11 protein-coding genes are annotated in these 15,713 nt (G+C 69.4%); 6 read left to right on the top strand and 5 right to left on the bottom strand.

Annotation, left to right across the window (positions count from 1 at the left end):
• Positions 1–5 precede the first annotated feature (5 nt).
• Complete coding sequence (locus GV007_RS10150) at positions 6–1,196, top strand: phosphotransferase (RefSeq protein ID WP_160072312.1); 1,191 nt, start codon at positions 6–8, stop codon at positions 1,194–1,196.
• Here GV007_RS10150 and GV007_RS10155 read toward each other — a convergent pair.
• Both GV007_RS10155 and GV007_RS10160 read right to left on the bottom strand, forming a co-directional pair.
• Complete coding sequence (locus GV007_RS10155; protein WP_160072314.1) at positions 1,171–4,479, bottom strand: ATP-dependent helicase; 3,309 nt, start codon at positions 4,477–4,479, stop codon at positions 1,171–1,173. The two genes, GV007_RS10150 and GV007_RS10155, sit on opposite strands and share 26 nt — an antisense overlap.
• On the bottom strand, positions 4,476–7,832 hold the full coding sequence (locus tag GV007_RS10160; protein WP_160072316.1) for a UrvD/REP family ATP-dependent DNA helicase: 3,357 nt from the start codon (positions 7,830–7,832) through the stop codon (positions 4,476–4,478). The genes GV007_RS10155 and GV007_RS10160 overlap by 4 nt, the downstream gene beginning before the upstream one ends.
• A gap of 165 nt (positions 7,833–7,997) precedes the next feature.
• Between GV007_RS10160 and GV007_RS10165 the strand changes: the two genes are divergently transcribed.
• Entirely contained in the window at positions 7,998–8,222 is a 225-nt protein-coding gene (locus tag GV007_RS10165; protein ID WP_104241588.1) for a DUF3107 domain-containing protein, read from the top strand.
• A gap of 8 nt (positions 8,223–8,230) precedes the next feature.
• Complete coding sequence (locus GV007_RS10170; protein WP_160072318.1) at positions 8,231–8,554, top strand: hypothetical protein; 324 nt, start codon at positions 8,231–8,233, stop codon at positions 8,552–8,554.
• A 121-nt stretch (positions 8,555–8,675) separates the two neighbouring features.
• Here the strand turns inward: GV007_RS10170 and GV007_RS10175 are convergent, their stop codons facing one another.
• On the bottom strand, positions 8,676–9,407 hold the full coding sequence (locus GV007_RS10175; protein WP_160072320.1) for a ferritin-like fold-containing protein: 732 nt from the start codon (positions 9,405–9,407) through the stop codon (positions 8,676–8,678).
• Between the two features lie 199 nt (positions 9,408–9,606).
• Here GV007_RS10175 and GV007_RS10180 point away from each other — a divergent pair, with 199 nt between their 5' ends.
• A complete protein-coding gene (locus GV007_RS10180; protein ID WP_160072322.1) occupies positions 9,607–11,109 on the top strand; it encodes a DEAD/DEAH box helicase in 1,503 nt (500 codons plus the stop codon).
• A gap of 106 nt (positions 11,110–11,215) precedes the next feature.
• Here GV007_RS10180 and GV007_RS10185 read toward each other — a convergent pair whose 3' ends face one another.
• Positions 11,216–12,091 (bottom strand): PHP domain-containing protein, encoded by an 876-nt coding sequence (locus GV007_RS10185; protein ID WP_160072324.1) that lies wholly within the window; start codon positions 12,089–12,091, stop codon positions 11,216–11,218.
• Between the two features lie 86 nt (positions 12,092–12,177).
• On the opposite strand from GV007_RS10185, the gene GV007_RS10190 reads away from it, so the two are divergent.
• A complete protein-coding gene (locus tag GV007_RS10190) occupies positions 12,178–13,233 on the top strand; it encodes an endonuclease/exonuclease/phosphatase family protein (RefSeq protein ID WP_160072326.1) in 1,056 nt (351 codons plus the stop codon).
• Positions 13,234–13,300: 67 nt separating this feature from the next.
• Positions 13,301–14,881: an aminopeptidase P family protein gene (locus GV007_RS10195; protein ID WP_236558451.1), complete on the top strand. Its 1,581-nt coding sequence runs from the start codon at positions 13,301–13,303 to the stop codon at positions 14,879–14,881.
• Positions 14,882–14,902: 21 nt separating this feature from the next.
• Here the strand turns inward: GV007_RS10195 and GV007_RS10200 are convergent, their stop codons facing one another.
• Positions 14,903–15,676: a general stress protein gene (locus tag GV007_RS10200; protein ID WP_160072328.1), complete on the bottom strand. Its 774-nt coding sequence runs from the start codon at positions 15,674–15,676 to the stop codon at positions 14,903–14,905.
• Positions 15,677–15,713 lie beyond the last annotated feature (37 nt).

The following is a 15,713-nucleotide window of genomic DNA, read 5'->3' on the forward strand; positions in this document are numbered from 1 at the left end:
GAGCCATGGCTGAGCTCTCGCTGGAACTCGCGGCACTTGCAGTGGCCGCTGTACCCGACCTCGATGTGGCTGCGGCCCTCGAGCACACGTTCGGGGCGCAGGGTGACTTCGACGCCGCCCTGCTGACCCTTGCCGACGGCGAGACCGTCATAGCGCGCCGCCCGACGTCGTCGGCGGCGGCCCAGGAGCAGCTCGCCGATGTCCGTGCGCTCGCCGTGCTGACGCCGGGGATGCGAAGCAGGCTCCCCTTCCAGGTCTCGGAAGTCCTCGGTCACCTCGCCGAGAAGCGCGAGCGCGTCGCGGTCTACACGTACCTTCGCGGCATTCCGGCCGACCGCGAACCTCTCGAACCGGGGACGCTGTTCCTCGTGAGCCTCGGGCGGGCCATCGCATCCGTGCATTCCCTCCCCAAGGGGCCCGTCGAGGCTGCGGGGATGCCGACGCTCACCGCCTCGGAGGCCAGGCAGGCCGCCGCTCAGACCATCGCGAGGGCGAAGGAGACCGGGCGTCTCCCCGTGACCCTCGATCGCCGCTGGGGTGCAGCCATCGACGACGATTCGCTCTGGCAGTTCCAGCCGACGGTCATCCACGGGGCGCTTGGCCTGTCCTCGATCATCACGGACGGAAACCAGGTCAGAGGGGTGCTCGGCTGGAGCGACCTCCGCGTCGGCGACCCCGCTCGAGACCTGCACTGGATCTCGTCGCTGGACGGGGCGATCGCGAGGGGCATCCTCGACGAGTACACGGACGAGGCACCGGGAACTGTGGACCGGCAGCTTCGGCAGCGGGCCCTCCTCTACGCGGAGCTGGAGCTCGCTCGCTGGCTGCTGCACGGGGTGGAGGCCGGTGACGCGGAGATCATCTCGGACGCCGAGGGGATGCTCGACTCGCTGGTCGACCGCATCCACCGGGCCCCCGCGCAGCCGCTGGTGCACGAGACTCTGCCCGTGCTCGACATCGCCGAAGTGCAGGAGCTGCTCAAGGAAGCCGCCGGAAGGCGTCCGGCTCATCAGCCCGAAGCGCACGACAGCGGGAGCGGCGTGCTCCCCGGCCTGGTGCACGAGTCGCCGTCCGGCGCCCCGTCGGGCGTGCATCCCGATGACAGTCCGGACCTTGACGTGGATCACGCCGCCGAGGACGACCTCGACGACGACACCCCGCCGAACGACTTCATGCGGACGGACTCGCTGCGCTGAGGGCCGCCTCGGCTTCCGCGAGCAGCCGTTCGAGCTCTGCACGCCCCGTGACCTCCGGGACTCTGATCTCCTCGCCCTCTCGGACGTAGACGAGCACTGCGTCGATTCGCTCAGGGGGCACACCCGTGTGCTCGGAGTAGGCGAGCGTGTAGAGCGCGAGCTGCAGCTGGCGCTCCCAGCGTGCGCTGTCGCCGCTCGGAACCCTGCCCGTCTTCCAGTCGACGACCTCGACGCGTCCCTCGTGCTCGAAGACCGCGTCGATCTTGCAGACGACGGTCCGATCGCCGAGTCGGAACTCGATCGTCTGCTCCACGAGGCTGGGGGTTCGATGTGGCCAGGGGGTCCCGAGGAACGCCTCCTGCAGGCGTTCGAGCTCGGCGAAGTCCGCGTTCGAGGCGTCGGCGATGCTGCTCAGGGCGCCGTCCTCCGTGCCGAAGATCTCCGCCATGCCGAGGAGGTCTCCTCCCGCGTTCGGGGCCGCGTAGTGGGCTTCGACCCAGGCGTGGAACATGGTGCCGATGCGGGTCTGCCTGAAGGGCTTCTGCGGCATCGGCCGGCGCAGCTGAGCCGCGATCTCGGCGGGATCGGTGACAAGGTCCTTGAACTTGGATGCGGCGAAGCGCGCAGGGAGCTGGACGCTTGTCACGGTGCTTCGCTCAGCGCGTTCGCGGAGGAGCAGCTCGATGCGCCTGGCGAGTGCACCGCCCGGTGCCGCCTGGGTGTCGTGAGCGTGGGCGACCGCCTGTGCGAGCTCACTCACCCGCTCGTGACGCTCAGGGCTGAAAGGGGTGTGGGGCCAGGCGACGCTGTCGGCCGCGAGTGATGCCGGTGCCTCATCGAGGGTGTTCTCCGGTGGGGCGTCGATGATGCCGGCTTCGGCCAGCTCGTCGACGAACACCGAGACCTTGCGGGCAGTCTTGTGGATGGCGCTCCAGTAGGAGCCGGAGATGAGGAGCTCGTGACGGGCGCGAGTGTAGGCGACATAGGCGAGTCGGCGTTCCTCGTCGTCGTTGCGTTCCTTGATGCGCTCCTTGAGGTCGACCATCAGGTCGGCGAGTTCCTTCTGCGTCTCCGCGTCTCGCCACGGCAGCTCCGGACGGTCGTGCGCGTCGAGGAGGAGCTCGTAGGGGATGACGCCGCGTCGAATCCAGCCGAGTCCGTCTCTCGAGGTGCTCGGCATCTCCCCTTCCACGCTGCGGGGAACCGCGACGAAGTCCCATTCGAGCCCCTTGGAGCCGTGGATGCTGAGCAGCTGGACCACGCCGGGCTCGGCCTGCTCCTGCACGGGAGCAAGCGAGTCGTCGCCGGCAGCGATCTCGACCCAGTCGAGGAACGCGCCGAGGTCGGCATCGGGTTCGGCGGAGGAGAAAGCGGCCGCCGCCTCGGCGAAGGCGTCGAGGTTGCCGACTCTTGCCATGTTGCCGGGGTTCGCGGTGACCTCAAGGTCGAGGCTCATGAGCGCGATGGTGGCATCGACGAAGCTCGTGATGGGCAGTCCTGAGTTCCGGCGGAGCTCGGCGATGAGCTCGCTGACGGCAGGGATGCGCTGTCGGGCGCTGGGGCTGAGACCGGCGAGCCAGGTGTCGGGCTCGGTTCGGCGATCTTCCGTGGCGATCCGAGTCGCGAGGAAGTCGAGGGCCTCCTGCAGGGGCACTTCGTCGTCGCCCGTCGCGAGCTCGCGTTTGCTCGCCCGCACCTCGTCAGCCAGAGACGCCATGGTGACGTCGCGGTTCGCGAGGCTGCGCGAGACGTCGTGGATCGTCTTGACGTCGGCGAGGCCGAACTGGAATCTTGCGCCGACGAGCAGACGGATGAGCTCGTTTCCTGCGGTGGAGTCGTGCGCGACGCGCATGGCGCAGCGAAGGTCGACGACCTCCGGGGCCGAGAGCAGTCCACCGAGGCCGATGACCCGGTTGGGCACGCCCGCACGCGTCAGCGCCGCGGAGAAGAGCGGGAGCAGCTTTCGCGCGCGCAGGAGCACTGCGCCGGACGGAGGTCTGGCGTCGACGTCGACGTCGACGTCGACGTCGACCACGATCCGCTCGCGCATCCAGGTCGCGACGGCAGCCGCCTCGTCGTCGAGTGTCTCCGGGAAGGCGAGAGAGACGCTCCCCTCGCCTGCCCCTGGCCGTGTGCCCAGCTGCGTGACACCGGGGTCGCTGGCTTCCGGCAGCCGTGAGGCGACCTGGTTTGCCGAGTCGAGGATCCTGGCGTCGTTGCGCCAGGAGATCGAGAGCTGGAAGGTGGGTTCCTCATTGGGCGCAACGATGCGAGACCTGAAGTCGCCATGGAATCGACGCATGTTGCCCGGGCTGGCTCCACGCCAGCCGTAGATGGACTGCTTGGGGTCGCCGACTGCGAGCACGGGATGATCGCCGAAGATCGTCCCGAGCAGGCGCGTCTGCCCGACGCTCGTGTCCTGGTACTCGTCGAGGATGACGAAGCGGTGCCTGGCCCGCAGCTCCTCGACCACGGCCGGCGTGCTCGAGCAGATCTCTGCCGCGAAGGTGACCTGGTCGGAGAACTCGATGAGCCCCCGTTTGCGCTTCTCGAGCTGGTAGCGCTCGGCAAGCCCCACGAAGATCGGCAACTCGTCCAGGATCGCCACGGCGTCAACCACCGGCTTCAACGGCGTGTTCGCCGTGCCCCGACCGGGGAGCTCGGCAACCCTTCTGAATTCCTCGACGAAGGACTCGCAGGCCGCGGCGGACAGCTGGTTGTCGCGCATCGCACGTGCGACGCCCAGAGCGAGGCTGGTTATGGCGCCGAGCTGCAGGTCGAGCGAGCTGAGCCTGGTGTCGTCGCTTGCCAGCACGACACTGCGCATGAGAGCAAAGGCGGTCATCTCATCGACGATGCGGGCATCAGGTTCCTGCCCGATGAGCAGGGCGTTCTCGGAGAACACCCGGTTGGCGAACGAGTTGTAGGTCGAGACCTCCGGAGACGCGAACTCGTCTCCTCCGACGAGGCCCTCGCTGCGGAGCCGAGCGAGGGCGAGCTGCACGCGTTCCCGGAGTTCTCCTGCGGCCTTCCGAGTGAAGGTGAGGCCGAGGATCTCGGTGGGATGCACGCCCTGGGCAGCGACGAGCCAGACGATGCGCTGCACCATGGTCTGCGTCTTCCCGCTTCCGGCCCCTGCCATGACGAGGCTCGGAACCGGGGGTGCCTCGATGACGAGGCGTTGCTCGGGCGTCGGCTCGAGCATGCGGGACGGGTCGTTGTCGGCGAGCGCCAATGCGATGTCGCCGTGCGTGACGGCTCCCATGGGCCAGGCATGCGTCATTCGGTGACCTCCGATGCGGCGTGCAGCGCGCATGCTCGTCCGCCACCGAACGAGCCGAGGCAGTGCGACTCGAGGTGGGCTTGGTAGTGGGCGTCTGCGAGCTCATCCGAGCTGGAGCTGGAGCCGAGGGGCTCTGGGATGCCGATCATGCCGAGGGCGACCGAGCGGACTCGTTCGAAGAACTCGGCCGTCGCGTCTTCGTCGAACGGCTGCTGGGTGCGTTCGCTCCACTCCAGCTTCTTCGTGGGCTTTGCCAGGAAGACGAGCTTTGCCTCGTGCACCGGTGCTGCCGGGATCTGCGTTCCCCGGTCGCTGCGCGGAGGGAGTTCGACGGCATGGACGAGGCGCTCGACGGGGTCACTCACGGCGCCGGAGGTGAGGGCGATCTGATATGCGGCGAGCTGCGCGTTGGCCGGCATGGAGTCGTTCGACGGCATGGATTTGCCAGTCTTGAAGTCGACGACGTCGACCGACCCAGCCGCCGTGCTCTCGATTCGGTCGATCTTGCCGCGCAGGGTGATCTTGGCGGTGTCCTCGCCCTCAACCCGGACCTCGACGGAGAAGGCGCGCTCGGCGCCGAGCAGTTTCCCTCCCCCGAGCGAGACTCGATGCAGGTAGGCGGAGAGGTTCCGCACGAGCTCGTCGACCTTGGCTCGAACCGCCGTCTCCTGCCAGGGGGCGTCGAAATCGCTCGACCGCAGCCTCGCCTGCGCGAACGCGGTGCGGGCTTCGAGGTCCGGGAAGTCGAATTCGGCCGCAGCGTGCACGATGTTGCCGACGTTCATGCTCTCGCTGGTGCTCCCACCACCGTGGGAGCTGACGAACCAGTTGACGCCGCAGTCCTCGAAGCTCTCGATGTTCGATGGAGAGACGGGGATGTTCGCCTCTGGGTCGTTCGGGTCGTGCAGCGGCTTGCCCGTGGTGGGCCCCGCGAGGCCGTACCACTCGGACGGCGACGCACCCGGCACCCCCTCCCGCGCGAGCGTCGCGAGGCCCGCGGCCGCGGATGGGTCGACGCCCTCGAGCATCGCGGTGCGACGAAGCTCCCCCACGATCCCGCGGAGCGTCAGCGCCCCCTGGGCGGCGCTCTCGGACGCCGCGGGGGTGTCGGGCCACGTGTGGGGCGTGAGGAGGAAGAACGGCGAAGGCGCGCTGTCCTCGCTCTCCTCGGCCGTCAGGAGGAGCCACTCGGAGGACCTGGAGACGGCCTGCGCGAACATCCGTCGCTCGTCGTGCAGCACCTCGAGCCGACGGTCGACGAGGTCGCGGGTGGTGTCGATGCCCCGTTCGAGCTCCGCGAGCTGTCCGGCGCCGAGGAGCGAATCGCGAAGACGCAGGTTGGGCCAGACCCCGTCGGAGAGGCCGGCGACCACGACGGCCCGGAATTCCCGCCCGAGCACAGCTGCCGGCGTGGTGACGGTCACCGTGCCACCGTGCGTGCGACTCGCCAGAGAGTCTGCCGTGACCTCGCTTCCCGTCCACTGCTCGAGGAAGTCGCGGATGCTGGCGTCGGGCTGCCGCTCCACGAACCGCTTGCCGACGTCGAAGAGCGTGACGAGTGCGTCGAGGTGCGCGCTGAGCTGCTCGGCGCGGGGCCCGGAGCCGAGCGCCAGCTCGCGCCAGGACTTGGCGAGGCCGAGACGCTCCCAGACGGCGAAGAGGACCTCGTCGGCCGCGATGCTGAGCTGCTGCCCGTTCGCGGCCGCGATCTCACCCGACACCGCGCGCAGGAGCGTCCCGAGCTGCTGCAGGGCGCGCGTGGCACTGCGGCCGGTCGCAGAACCGCCAGTCGCGAGCAGGCGCTCGAACGTCGCGGAGGCGGGGGCATCCGGGTCGGTCAGGAGACGCAGCCCTGCGACTCGGGACACGGCTTCGACGAGGAGGTCGTCGGCTGGCCGGTTCCCGCCGGCGGCGATCTCGTCGAGGCGCAGTGCGCGCCGGACCCGCCTCAGCTGCACGGGGTCGATCGCGAAGACCGGTGAGGCGGCGAGCTCCGAGATCGCCTCGGCCGTGAGCTCCTGGGCACCGCTGGCGATGGCGGCGAGCCGGACGACGGCCTGGACGGCGCGATCGCTTGCCGCAGGGAGCGCCTGAGAGGAGCTCGTGGGCACCTCGAGCTTCGCGAGCTGACGACGCAGCGACTCGATGCTTCCGCCTCGACGCGTGATGACGGCCATCTCGTCCCACGGCACGCCGTGCAGCAGGTGCAGTTCACGGAGGTAGTCGGCGATGCCCCGGCACTCGGCAGCTGACGATGCGGCCGAGAGACGAGCCACCGCCGGAGGGGCGGACTCCGGCGGCCCGCCGACTCGAGGTGTTTCGGCGGCCCGGTGCCGCAGCTCCCGCTGCACGCCGATGCCCTCGGTGACACCCCGCACGAAGGCACGGAGCTCGGCGCCGCCACGATGGGCGGTGCCGAGCACGAGCCTCAGCGGCTCCTCGAGCGACCCGCGCGTCTCTCCCCGCCAGTCGGCAGCCAGTTCGGGACGCGATCCGCGGAACCCTCCCGTGGTGATGTCGGGGTCGCCGAAGGAGACGACGCGCACCCCGCGCAGCGCGAAGGCGGCGAGCAGCCGCCTGCCCGACTCGGTGAACTCCTGGACGTCGTCGACGAGAAGCAGCTTGAGCTCAGAGAAGGCGTCGAGCCGCTCAGCCGCGTGGACGATGCTGACGGCCTCGAGCACGATGCCTGGTGTGTCGAAGGCGTTCGGCTTCGCCTGAGCGACGCTCTCGCGGAACTGGCGGGCCAGTGCCGCTGCTCCCGACCACACTGGCCTCAGGTGCGCGAGTTCCTCGAGACGCTCCGGCGTCACGTCGTACTCGGACATCGCCGCCAGGAGATCGCGGACCTCTGCTCGAAAGCCGCGGAGGCCGATGGTCTCGACGCTGACGGGCGCCGCCCACTCGATGGGCGCCGCGTGCAGCTGCTCGTGGCCGTTCGCGGAGCGCGCCTCGAGATCGCTCTGGATGAGCTCGGCGAGGATCGTGTCCTCATCGGCCCCAGTGAAGAGCTGCGGCGCCTGCAGGCCCTGCCTGGCGCGATCCGCGCGCACGATCTCGAACGCAACGGACTCGGGCGTGCGCGCCATCGCCCCGGGAGTGCTGACTGAGAGCCGTTCGCCGATGACCTCGCGGAGCCGCGCGGCGCTGCGGCGGTCTGGCGTCAGAGCGAGCACCTCAGCGGTGGAGAGTCCGTCCGAGAGGACTCGCCTCGCGAGCAGTTCGACGAGCGTCGTCGTCTTGCCGGAGCCCGGCGCACCGACGACGCTGACATGCGAGCGCGTCGCGGCCTCGAGCACAGCCCGCTGTGCGGCGTCGAGGGGCACGGCGTCGAGTGCGGCGCTTGAAGTCATGCAGTCACGGTATCTCGGGCCACCGACATCGGAGACTGCGCACGGGATGTGACGGCGCGATGGGCGGACTGTTGCGCCCACGGCGAAAGGCGCGGTCAATGTGCGCGCGCCAGGCATGCTGCCGGTAGCCTTGCCAGACACCCGTTCGCATTCGAAAGGCGCCAAGTGGAAGTTCGCATCGGCATCAAGCACGCCCCACGAGAGCTCTCGTTCGAGACCGACCTCACCAAGGATGACTTCGAGCGCATCATCGAAGAGGCAGTCGCGAAGGACGCAGCGATCGTGAAGCTGCACGACTCGAAGTCACGCTCGTACCTCGTCTCCACCCAGAGCATCCTCTACGTGGAGCTCTCCGGCGACCAGGCTCGTCGCGTCGGCTTCATCGCCTAGCCTCGGCCATGGAACTCATGTTCGCGGGCCTCGCGGGGATCCTCCTCGGCGTCGCCGTGCAGTTCGCGGCACCGCACCGATCGACTCGCGGCCCGGTGCTGCTTCCGGCGCTCGGCGGCATCGTCGCCCTCGTCGTCTGGCAGGCGCTGACCTGGCTTCAGGCCTCCGCCCCGTGGCTTGCCTACGACGGCGGATGGATCTGGGTCATCACCCTCGGTGTCGCGGCGATCGTCACGGTGTCCGTCGGATGGTCGCTCAGCAGCCGACGCCAGCATGACGACGACGATCTCCTGCATCGGCTGAGCCACCTCGGCCGCGCGCAGAGCGCCTAGGCACGCGAGCGCACTCGCTCGAACACGACGAAGGCCCCCGCCACTCGACCCGCTCATTGGAGCAGTCGAGGATGGGGGCCTTCTTCAGGCGCCGTGGCTGTTGCGACGCCACCGCGCGTTCCTAGGCCGCGAGGCCGAGCGTGTTCATGCGGCGCGAGTGGCCGGCGTAGAGCACCGAGGCCAGCTTCTCGAGCTGCGCTTCTCCATCGGGGACCAGCGCGTCTCCGCTCGAGCCGAGGGGAACGTCGAGCGCGAGCCGGATCGCGAGCACCGTGTCTCCGACGATGCGTCGTCCCCACATCGCCAGGCGGTCGCCGAGACCGTCCTCGAAGTGGATCGCCGCGTCGATGACGGGCACCAGCTGGTCGCGCTCCTCGTCGGTGAGGAACACGGGCGCGAGCGCCGATCGGTAGCTCTCGCCGCCGTACTCGGCGACCTCGCCGAAGAAGTCACGGAAGAAGCCAGAAGAGAGGTGGCAGCTGAGGAGCCGCTGCGCCCAGTCGTGGCCGAGGACACGCTCCGGGTAGCCGGCGAAGTGCTTGGCCGCATCGCCGATTCGCGCGATCGCTTCGGGTGCGGCCGCGGCTTCCGCCCCACCGAGCAGGTCCCTGTGGCGCTCGAGCGCTGCGTTCGCCGCTGCGCCGATGTGCTGCTTGTTGGCAAGGGCGGGGGCCTCGTTCACGATGGCAGACAGCTCTTGGAAGAGGAGCAGCTCGAGGTAGGCTGCGCGCGCCACGAGCACATCGGCGGGAACCAGCAGGTCGCCGAGCGACGTCGCTGGCTTCGGCGCGGATGCTGGGGCTGCGTCGTCCTGAGATCGGTCTCCGCCGCGCCTTCCGAATACTGGCTTCACACGCTCATCCTATGTGCCAGAGGAGTTCCCCTTGTCGCAGGTCCGCAGAGACCCTTTCCGAGAGAACGACGGACAAGCGGGTGCGCTGAGGACCGAATTCAAGGTATTCGCTAGACTGTGGCGATGCCGCGACCGCGGCCGTTCGGCGCCCTTCGACTTCCCGGGCGCATCCCACAACTGCAGACAGGGCGTTTCACTCGTGAAGTTCTCCGACCTTTCCATCGATGCCGACATCGTCTCGGCCCTCGAGGGACACGGCATCACCGAGCCGTTCCCCATCCAGGAGCAGACGATTCCTCTCGCGCTCAGCGGGCAGGACATCATCGGCCAGGCCAAGACCGGCACTGGCAAGACCTTCGGCTTCGGCCTCCCCCTCATCCAGCGACTCGGCCTCGACCCGGCTCACGGCGTCCAGGCGCTTGTCGTCGTACCCACGCGCGAACTCGCCGTCCAGGTCTACGAAGACCTGCAGATCGCCGTCACCGGGCGCAGCACGACCGTCGTCCCGATCTACGGCGGCAAGGCCTACGAGGGCCAGATCGAGCAGCTCAAGGCAGGCGCTCAGATCGTCGTCGGCACGCCGGGGCGCCTCCTCGACCTCGCGCAGCAGCGCATGCTCAACCTCTCCAATGTGCGTGAGATGGTGCTCGACGAGGCCGACAAGATGCTCGACCTCGGCTTCCTCTCCGACATCGAGCGCCTGTTCGCACAGACGCCGGCGACCCGCCACACCATGCTCTTCTCGGCGACGATGCCCGGCCCGATCGTCGCGCTGGCCCGTCGTTTCATGACGAAGCCCATCCACATCCGCGCGACTGACCCGGATGAGGGCATCACGCAGGCGAACATCGAGCACGTCATCTACCGCGCTCACCCGCTCGACAAGGACGAGATGATCGCCCGCATCCTGCAGGCTGAGGGTCGCGGCAAGACCGTCATCTTCACGCGCACCAAGCGTGCCGCGGCGAAGCTCATGGAGGAGCTCACCGACCGTGGGTTCAAGGCGGCAGCCGTGCACGGCGACCTCAACCAGGAGCAGCGCGAGCGTGCCATGGCCGCGTTCAAGGCCGGCAAGAAGGACGTGCTCATCGCGACCGACGTCGCAGCCCGCGGCATCGATGTCGACGACGTCTCGCACGTCATCAACCACACGATCCCGGAAGACGAGAAGGCCTACCTCCACCGAGTGGGCCGCACGGGGCGAGCCGGCAACACGGGCATCGCCGTGACCTTCATCGACTGGGACGACCTGCACAAGTGGGCGCTCATCTCGAAGGCCCTCGAGCTCGGTGCGGAGGAGCCCGTGGAGACGTACTCGTCCTCGCCGCACTTCTACGCCGACATGCGCATCCCCGAGGGCACGAAGGGACGCATTGCTGCACCGAAGCGCGAGGTGCAGTCGCCCGGCAGCCGTCACACCGGAGAACGCAGCGGTGAACGCAACGGAGAACGCAGCGACCGCGGCGGCTCCAGCTCACGAGGCTCTGCTGAGCGTCCGGCGCGCTCGCGCTCGCGTCGTCGCAGCGACGATGCAGCTGCGGCCCCGGCCGGAGCAGCACCGAGCACGGAGTCGACGACCGCCGGCGAGCAGCCTGCTGGCGAGGCAGGGGCGGAGCGCCCGGCTCGGCGCCGCCGCCGCCGTCGTGGCGGGTCTGGCAGCGAGTCCGGCGCCCCGCGCCAGGAGTCCCAGGCCAGCGAGTAGCGTCCAGGCACGAACCGCGAGACGGCGCCGAGCATCCGCTCGGCGCCGTCTGCCATCTCACGCGAAGGGCCGTCGACGTGCCGGTCAGCAGAAGGCGGCGCGGCTGCTACAGCCGCAGCCCAGCGCCGCGCACGGGTTCACTTCCCGTCGCCTGTTCGATGATGCGCCGCAGCTGCCCGAGCTCGGTCGTGTTCTCGCCGAGCTGGTTGGGCTTCCCGGTCCCGTGGTAGTCGCTGGAGCCGGTGACGATCAGGTCGTGCTGCGCTGCGACCTCGAGGAGCATCGCTCTGCTGGCTGCGTCGTTCTCGCGGTGCCCGACCTCGAGCCCGCCGAGGCCCGCCTCGATCAGGCCTTCGAGGGTCTCCGTGTCCATGCCGCGCCTCCCCCTCGAACCCGGATGCGCGAGGACGGGGACGCCACCCGCTCGGCGGATGAGCTTGACGGCGTCGAAGGGGCTCGGGGCGTAGTGCGCCACGTAGTAGCCGCCGCGCCAGTGGAGGATCGTCTCGAAGGCGGCGACTCGGCTCTCGACGAGCCCCTTCGACACCAGCGCGTCTGCGATGTGCGGCCGGCCCACCGTCGCACCCGGCTCCGTGACGGCGAGGACGTCGTCCCAGGTGAGGTCGTGGTCACCGCCGATCATCTGCACCATGCGCTCGGCTCGCGAGACACGCGACTCGCGGACCTGCTGCATCTCGGCGAGCATGACCTCGTCTGCAGGGTCGATGAGGTACCCGAGCACATGCACGCTCGCGTGGTTGAGCTGCGAGGAGAACTCGATGCCCGGGATGAAGGTGATGCCCACGTCGAGCGCGGCGGCTCGGGCCTGCGCCCAGCCTGCCGTCGTGTCGTGGTCGGTGAGCGCGACGGCGTCGAGGCCGGCTCTCGCCGCCTGCCGGATGACCTCCCCTGGTGCCTCGGTCCCGTCGGAGACCACCGAGTGGGTGTGGAGGTCGATGCCTGGCTTGTCGAAGGTGGTCATGCTCCGATCAAAGCACAGGGCCCGGATGGGCAATCGCCATGCGCCTCCCAGGCTCCCCGCTCGACGGAGACTACGCTGGGGCGGTCATGCCGAGTACCTCACCACCACGCAGAAGATCCTCCATCGCCGGCTACCGGGCGGCGGGGCTCGTCCTCGGGCTCATCGCGCTCGCAGCGGCGGTCGTGCTCGGCTGGCCACAGTTGCTTGACCTGCAGCGGGCACCGCTCGTGGCCCAGGCGATCTCGTTCCGACTTCCCGTGGCGATCGGCGCGACGGCGATCATGCTGCTGCTCCTCATCCCGGTCCTGGCTTCCCGGAAGGCACGTGCGGTGCTCGGGATGACGACCCTCGTCATCGCCATCTTCGTCGCGTCCACGGCGGCGGTGCTTGTCGACCGGGGTCTGGGCTCCCCCGTCGCGGGGAGCGATTCGCCGGAGAGCATCAACATCCTCAGCTGGAACACCCGCGGCGATGCGCCCGGTTCTCCCTCGGTCGCTGAGCTCGCCGTCGAGGTCGGTGCCGATGTCGTGGTGCTGCCTGAGACGACGGAGGAGCTCGGCGTCGAGATCGCGGCACAGATGTCCGAGGCGGGTTCCCCGATGTGGGTGCACACGCACACGGTCGACGAAGACTACAAGGCGACCTCCACGACGCTGCTCATCTCCCCTGACCTCGGCGACTACGAGGTGGTCACCGATCGAGGCGACACGAGCACGCTGCCGACCGTCATCGCGGTGCCCGTGGATGGTGACGGGCCGACGATCATCGCGGCGCATCCGGTCTCCCCGACTCCAGGCAACATGAGCGCGTGGAACGCCGACCTCGAGTGGCTCGCCCAACAGTGCTTGAGCAACACGATCATGGCGGGCGACTTCAACTCGACCCTCGATCACCTCTCCGGCCTCGGGGTCGACGATTCGAGCCAGCTCGGTGCCTGCGCTGACGCAGCGCTCGCGACCGGCAATGGGTCCGTCGGCACGTGGACGGCGGGCGTCCCGCCGCTGCTGGGCGCGAACATCGACCGCGTCATGGCGACCAGCGAGTGGAGCGTCACGGGCTTCGAGGTGCTGCTCTCCCGCGACATGGCGGGCAGCGACCACCGTCCCGTCTTCGCGCAGCTGACACCGTCCTCCTCGGGCTGAGCCTGTCCGCTCGCGTGGTTCGGTCCTGCTGACCGCGCCACCCAGTTTTCCGCGCGAGAATGTGGGGGTGACTACTTCCGACCGCGCCAGCACCCTGTCCGCCACAGCCGCCCCCGCCGTCGCTCCAGCGACCGATGAGGCTGCCGAGAACGCAGGAGGCGTCAAGCCCGGCGAAGCGCCAGCGAGCGAGAACGAGAACCGCAGCACGACTCCGAAGAGCGATGCCTTCCGGGCGCAGATCATGCGCGGCTGGGCAGATCGAGACGAGCCCCTCCCCGAGGCTCGGGTCTCCGTCCCGACCGCTGCCGGCCACCGTGAGGCGATCTCGGCCAGGCACCGCGGGGCGCGACTCGTCGTGCCGGCCGGAAGCCTCAAGCAGCGCTCGAATGACACCGACTACCGGTTCCGCGCTCACTCGGCCTTCTCGCAGCTGACCGGATGGGGTTCCGACGCCGAGCCCGGGGCCGTCCTGGTCCTCGATCCGGTCGACGACGGGCACGAGGCGACGGTCTACTTCCGGGAACGTGCTGGTCGAGACAGCGATGAGTTCTACGCGAACTCCGAGATCGGCGAGTTCTGGATCGGGCCGCGCCCGTCGCTCGCGCAGACCGCAGCCGACCTCGACGTCGCCGCCCGCGATCTGAGCGAGTTCTCCGAGCTCGGTCTCGTGACGGACGCCCGCACCCTGGTGCTTCGAGAGGCGGACCCGGACCTGACGGGGCGCGTCGACGAGGCTCGGCGCACCATGTCGCTGCCTGACGCCGAGTTCGACGCCCTGCTCGCAGAGGACGCGCTCCTCGCCCAGGACCTCAGCGAGCTGCGGCTCGTCAAGGACGCCTACGAGGTCGCTCAGATGCGCGAGGCCGTCGCCGCGACCGCGGCTGGCTTCGACGACATCGTCGGCTCCCTGGCGAGGGCAGCTCAGCACCCGCGTGGTGAGCGCATCGTCGAAGGGGTGTTCCAGGCGAGAGCCCGCCTCGAGGGCAACGACGTGGGCTACGACACGATCGCCGCCTCTGGCAGCCACGCGTGCATCCTGCACTGGACCAAGAACTCAGGAGCCGTGAACGCGGGCGAGCTGATCCTGGTGGATGCGGGAGTCGAGGTCGACTCGCTCTTCACCGCGGACATCACCCGCACCCTCCCCGTCACGGGCCGCTTCTCCGAAGAGCAGCGCCTGGTCTACGAGATCGTGCTCGAAGCCGCTGACGCCGCGCTGGCGATCGTCCGCCCAGGCATCACCTTCCGCACCATCCACGACACGGCGATGGAGGTCATCGCGGCGCGGACGCAGGAGCTCGGGATGCCTCTTGGCGTCGAGGGCACCGACCCCGCCGAGCAGCTCTACCGCCGGTACATGGTGCACGGCACGAGCCACCACCTCGGCATCGACGTGCACGACTGCGCGAAGGCGCGTCGCGAGCTCTACCTGGACGGCGTGCTCGAGGCCGGCATGGTCTTCACGATCGAACCGGGACTCTACCTGCAGCCCGATGATCTGACCGTGCCGGAGCAGCTGCGGGGCATCGGCGTTCGCATCGAGGACGACATTCTCGTGACCGCCGACGGAGCGGAGAACCTCTCACGGGGCATCCCGCGCACCGTCGAAGAAGTCGAGGCCTGGCTCGCGAGTCGCATCTCCGACTAGCTCAGGTGCGGGCCGCCTGGGTCAGGACTGCGCGCTCGGCCCGGAGCGGTCTTCCGCGGCCTGCTTGGCTCGCTGCTCGCGCTCGAGGCGACGCATCTCCGCCTGCGCCTCCGAGTAGGTCCGACGGGGGGCCGCAGGCTCCTGCGACTCGGGAGTCGGCGCAGCCTGCCCGGCTGGTGCCGGCTCCGCACCCGGAGCGTGCGGGGCGGCCGAAGGCTGCTGCGGCGGCTCCGGGGCGAGCGCCGTCGGACGCGGAGCGGAGGCTGGCTCCCCGGGCACGTGCTGGGCCGGCGTGGCACTGACTGCCCCCTGCGGCGTTCCAACGAGGCCACGCGCCTTCGCGGCGTGCTCACGGGGAACGACGACGTCGAAGTGCGTCGCGACGACCTGCATGACCGACGTGAACTGCCTGCGCTGCGGGTTCAGCGCGTAGCCGATGACGCTCCAGATCACGGAGAAGCCGATCGCGACCGGGAGGATCGCGATGAGCGTCTCGAAGCCGACTCCAGGCGTGATGATGAGGACGAGGAGCCCGACGAAGAGGCCGAGCATCACGCCCGTGCCCACGGCGCCGAGCGCGGCCTTGCCGAACGACATGCGGCCCGTGACGCGTTCGACGGTGCGCAGGTGGCTGCCCAGGATGGAGACGGTGGAGACCGGGAAGTCCTGCTTCGCGAGACCGTCCACGACGGCGCGAGCAGCCTCGTAGCTGTCGAGGCTGGCGATCACGTCTCCCTCGGGAACCTTGGGGAACCGGCTGCGGGCGCCACGTGTCGTCGTGCCTGGGGTTGTCATGCCGCCATTCTCTCAGCACGTGCCTTGGAATGGCGGC

The sequence above is a fragment of the Pseudoclavibacter sp. 8L genome (assembly GCF_902506465.1).
GTDB lineage: Bacteria > Actinomycetota > Actinomycetes > Actinomycetales > Microbacteriaceae > Pseudoclavibacter.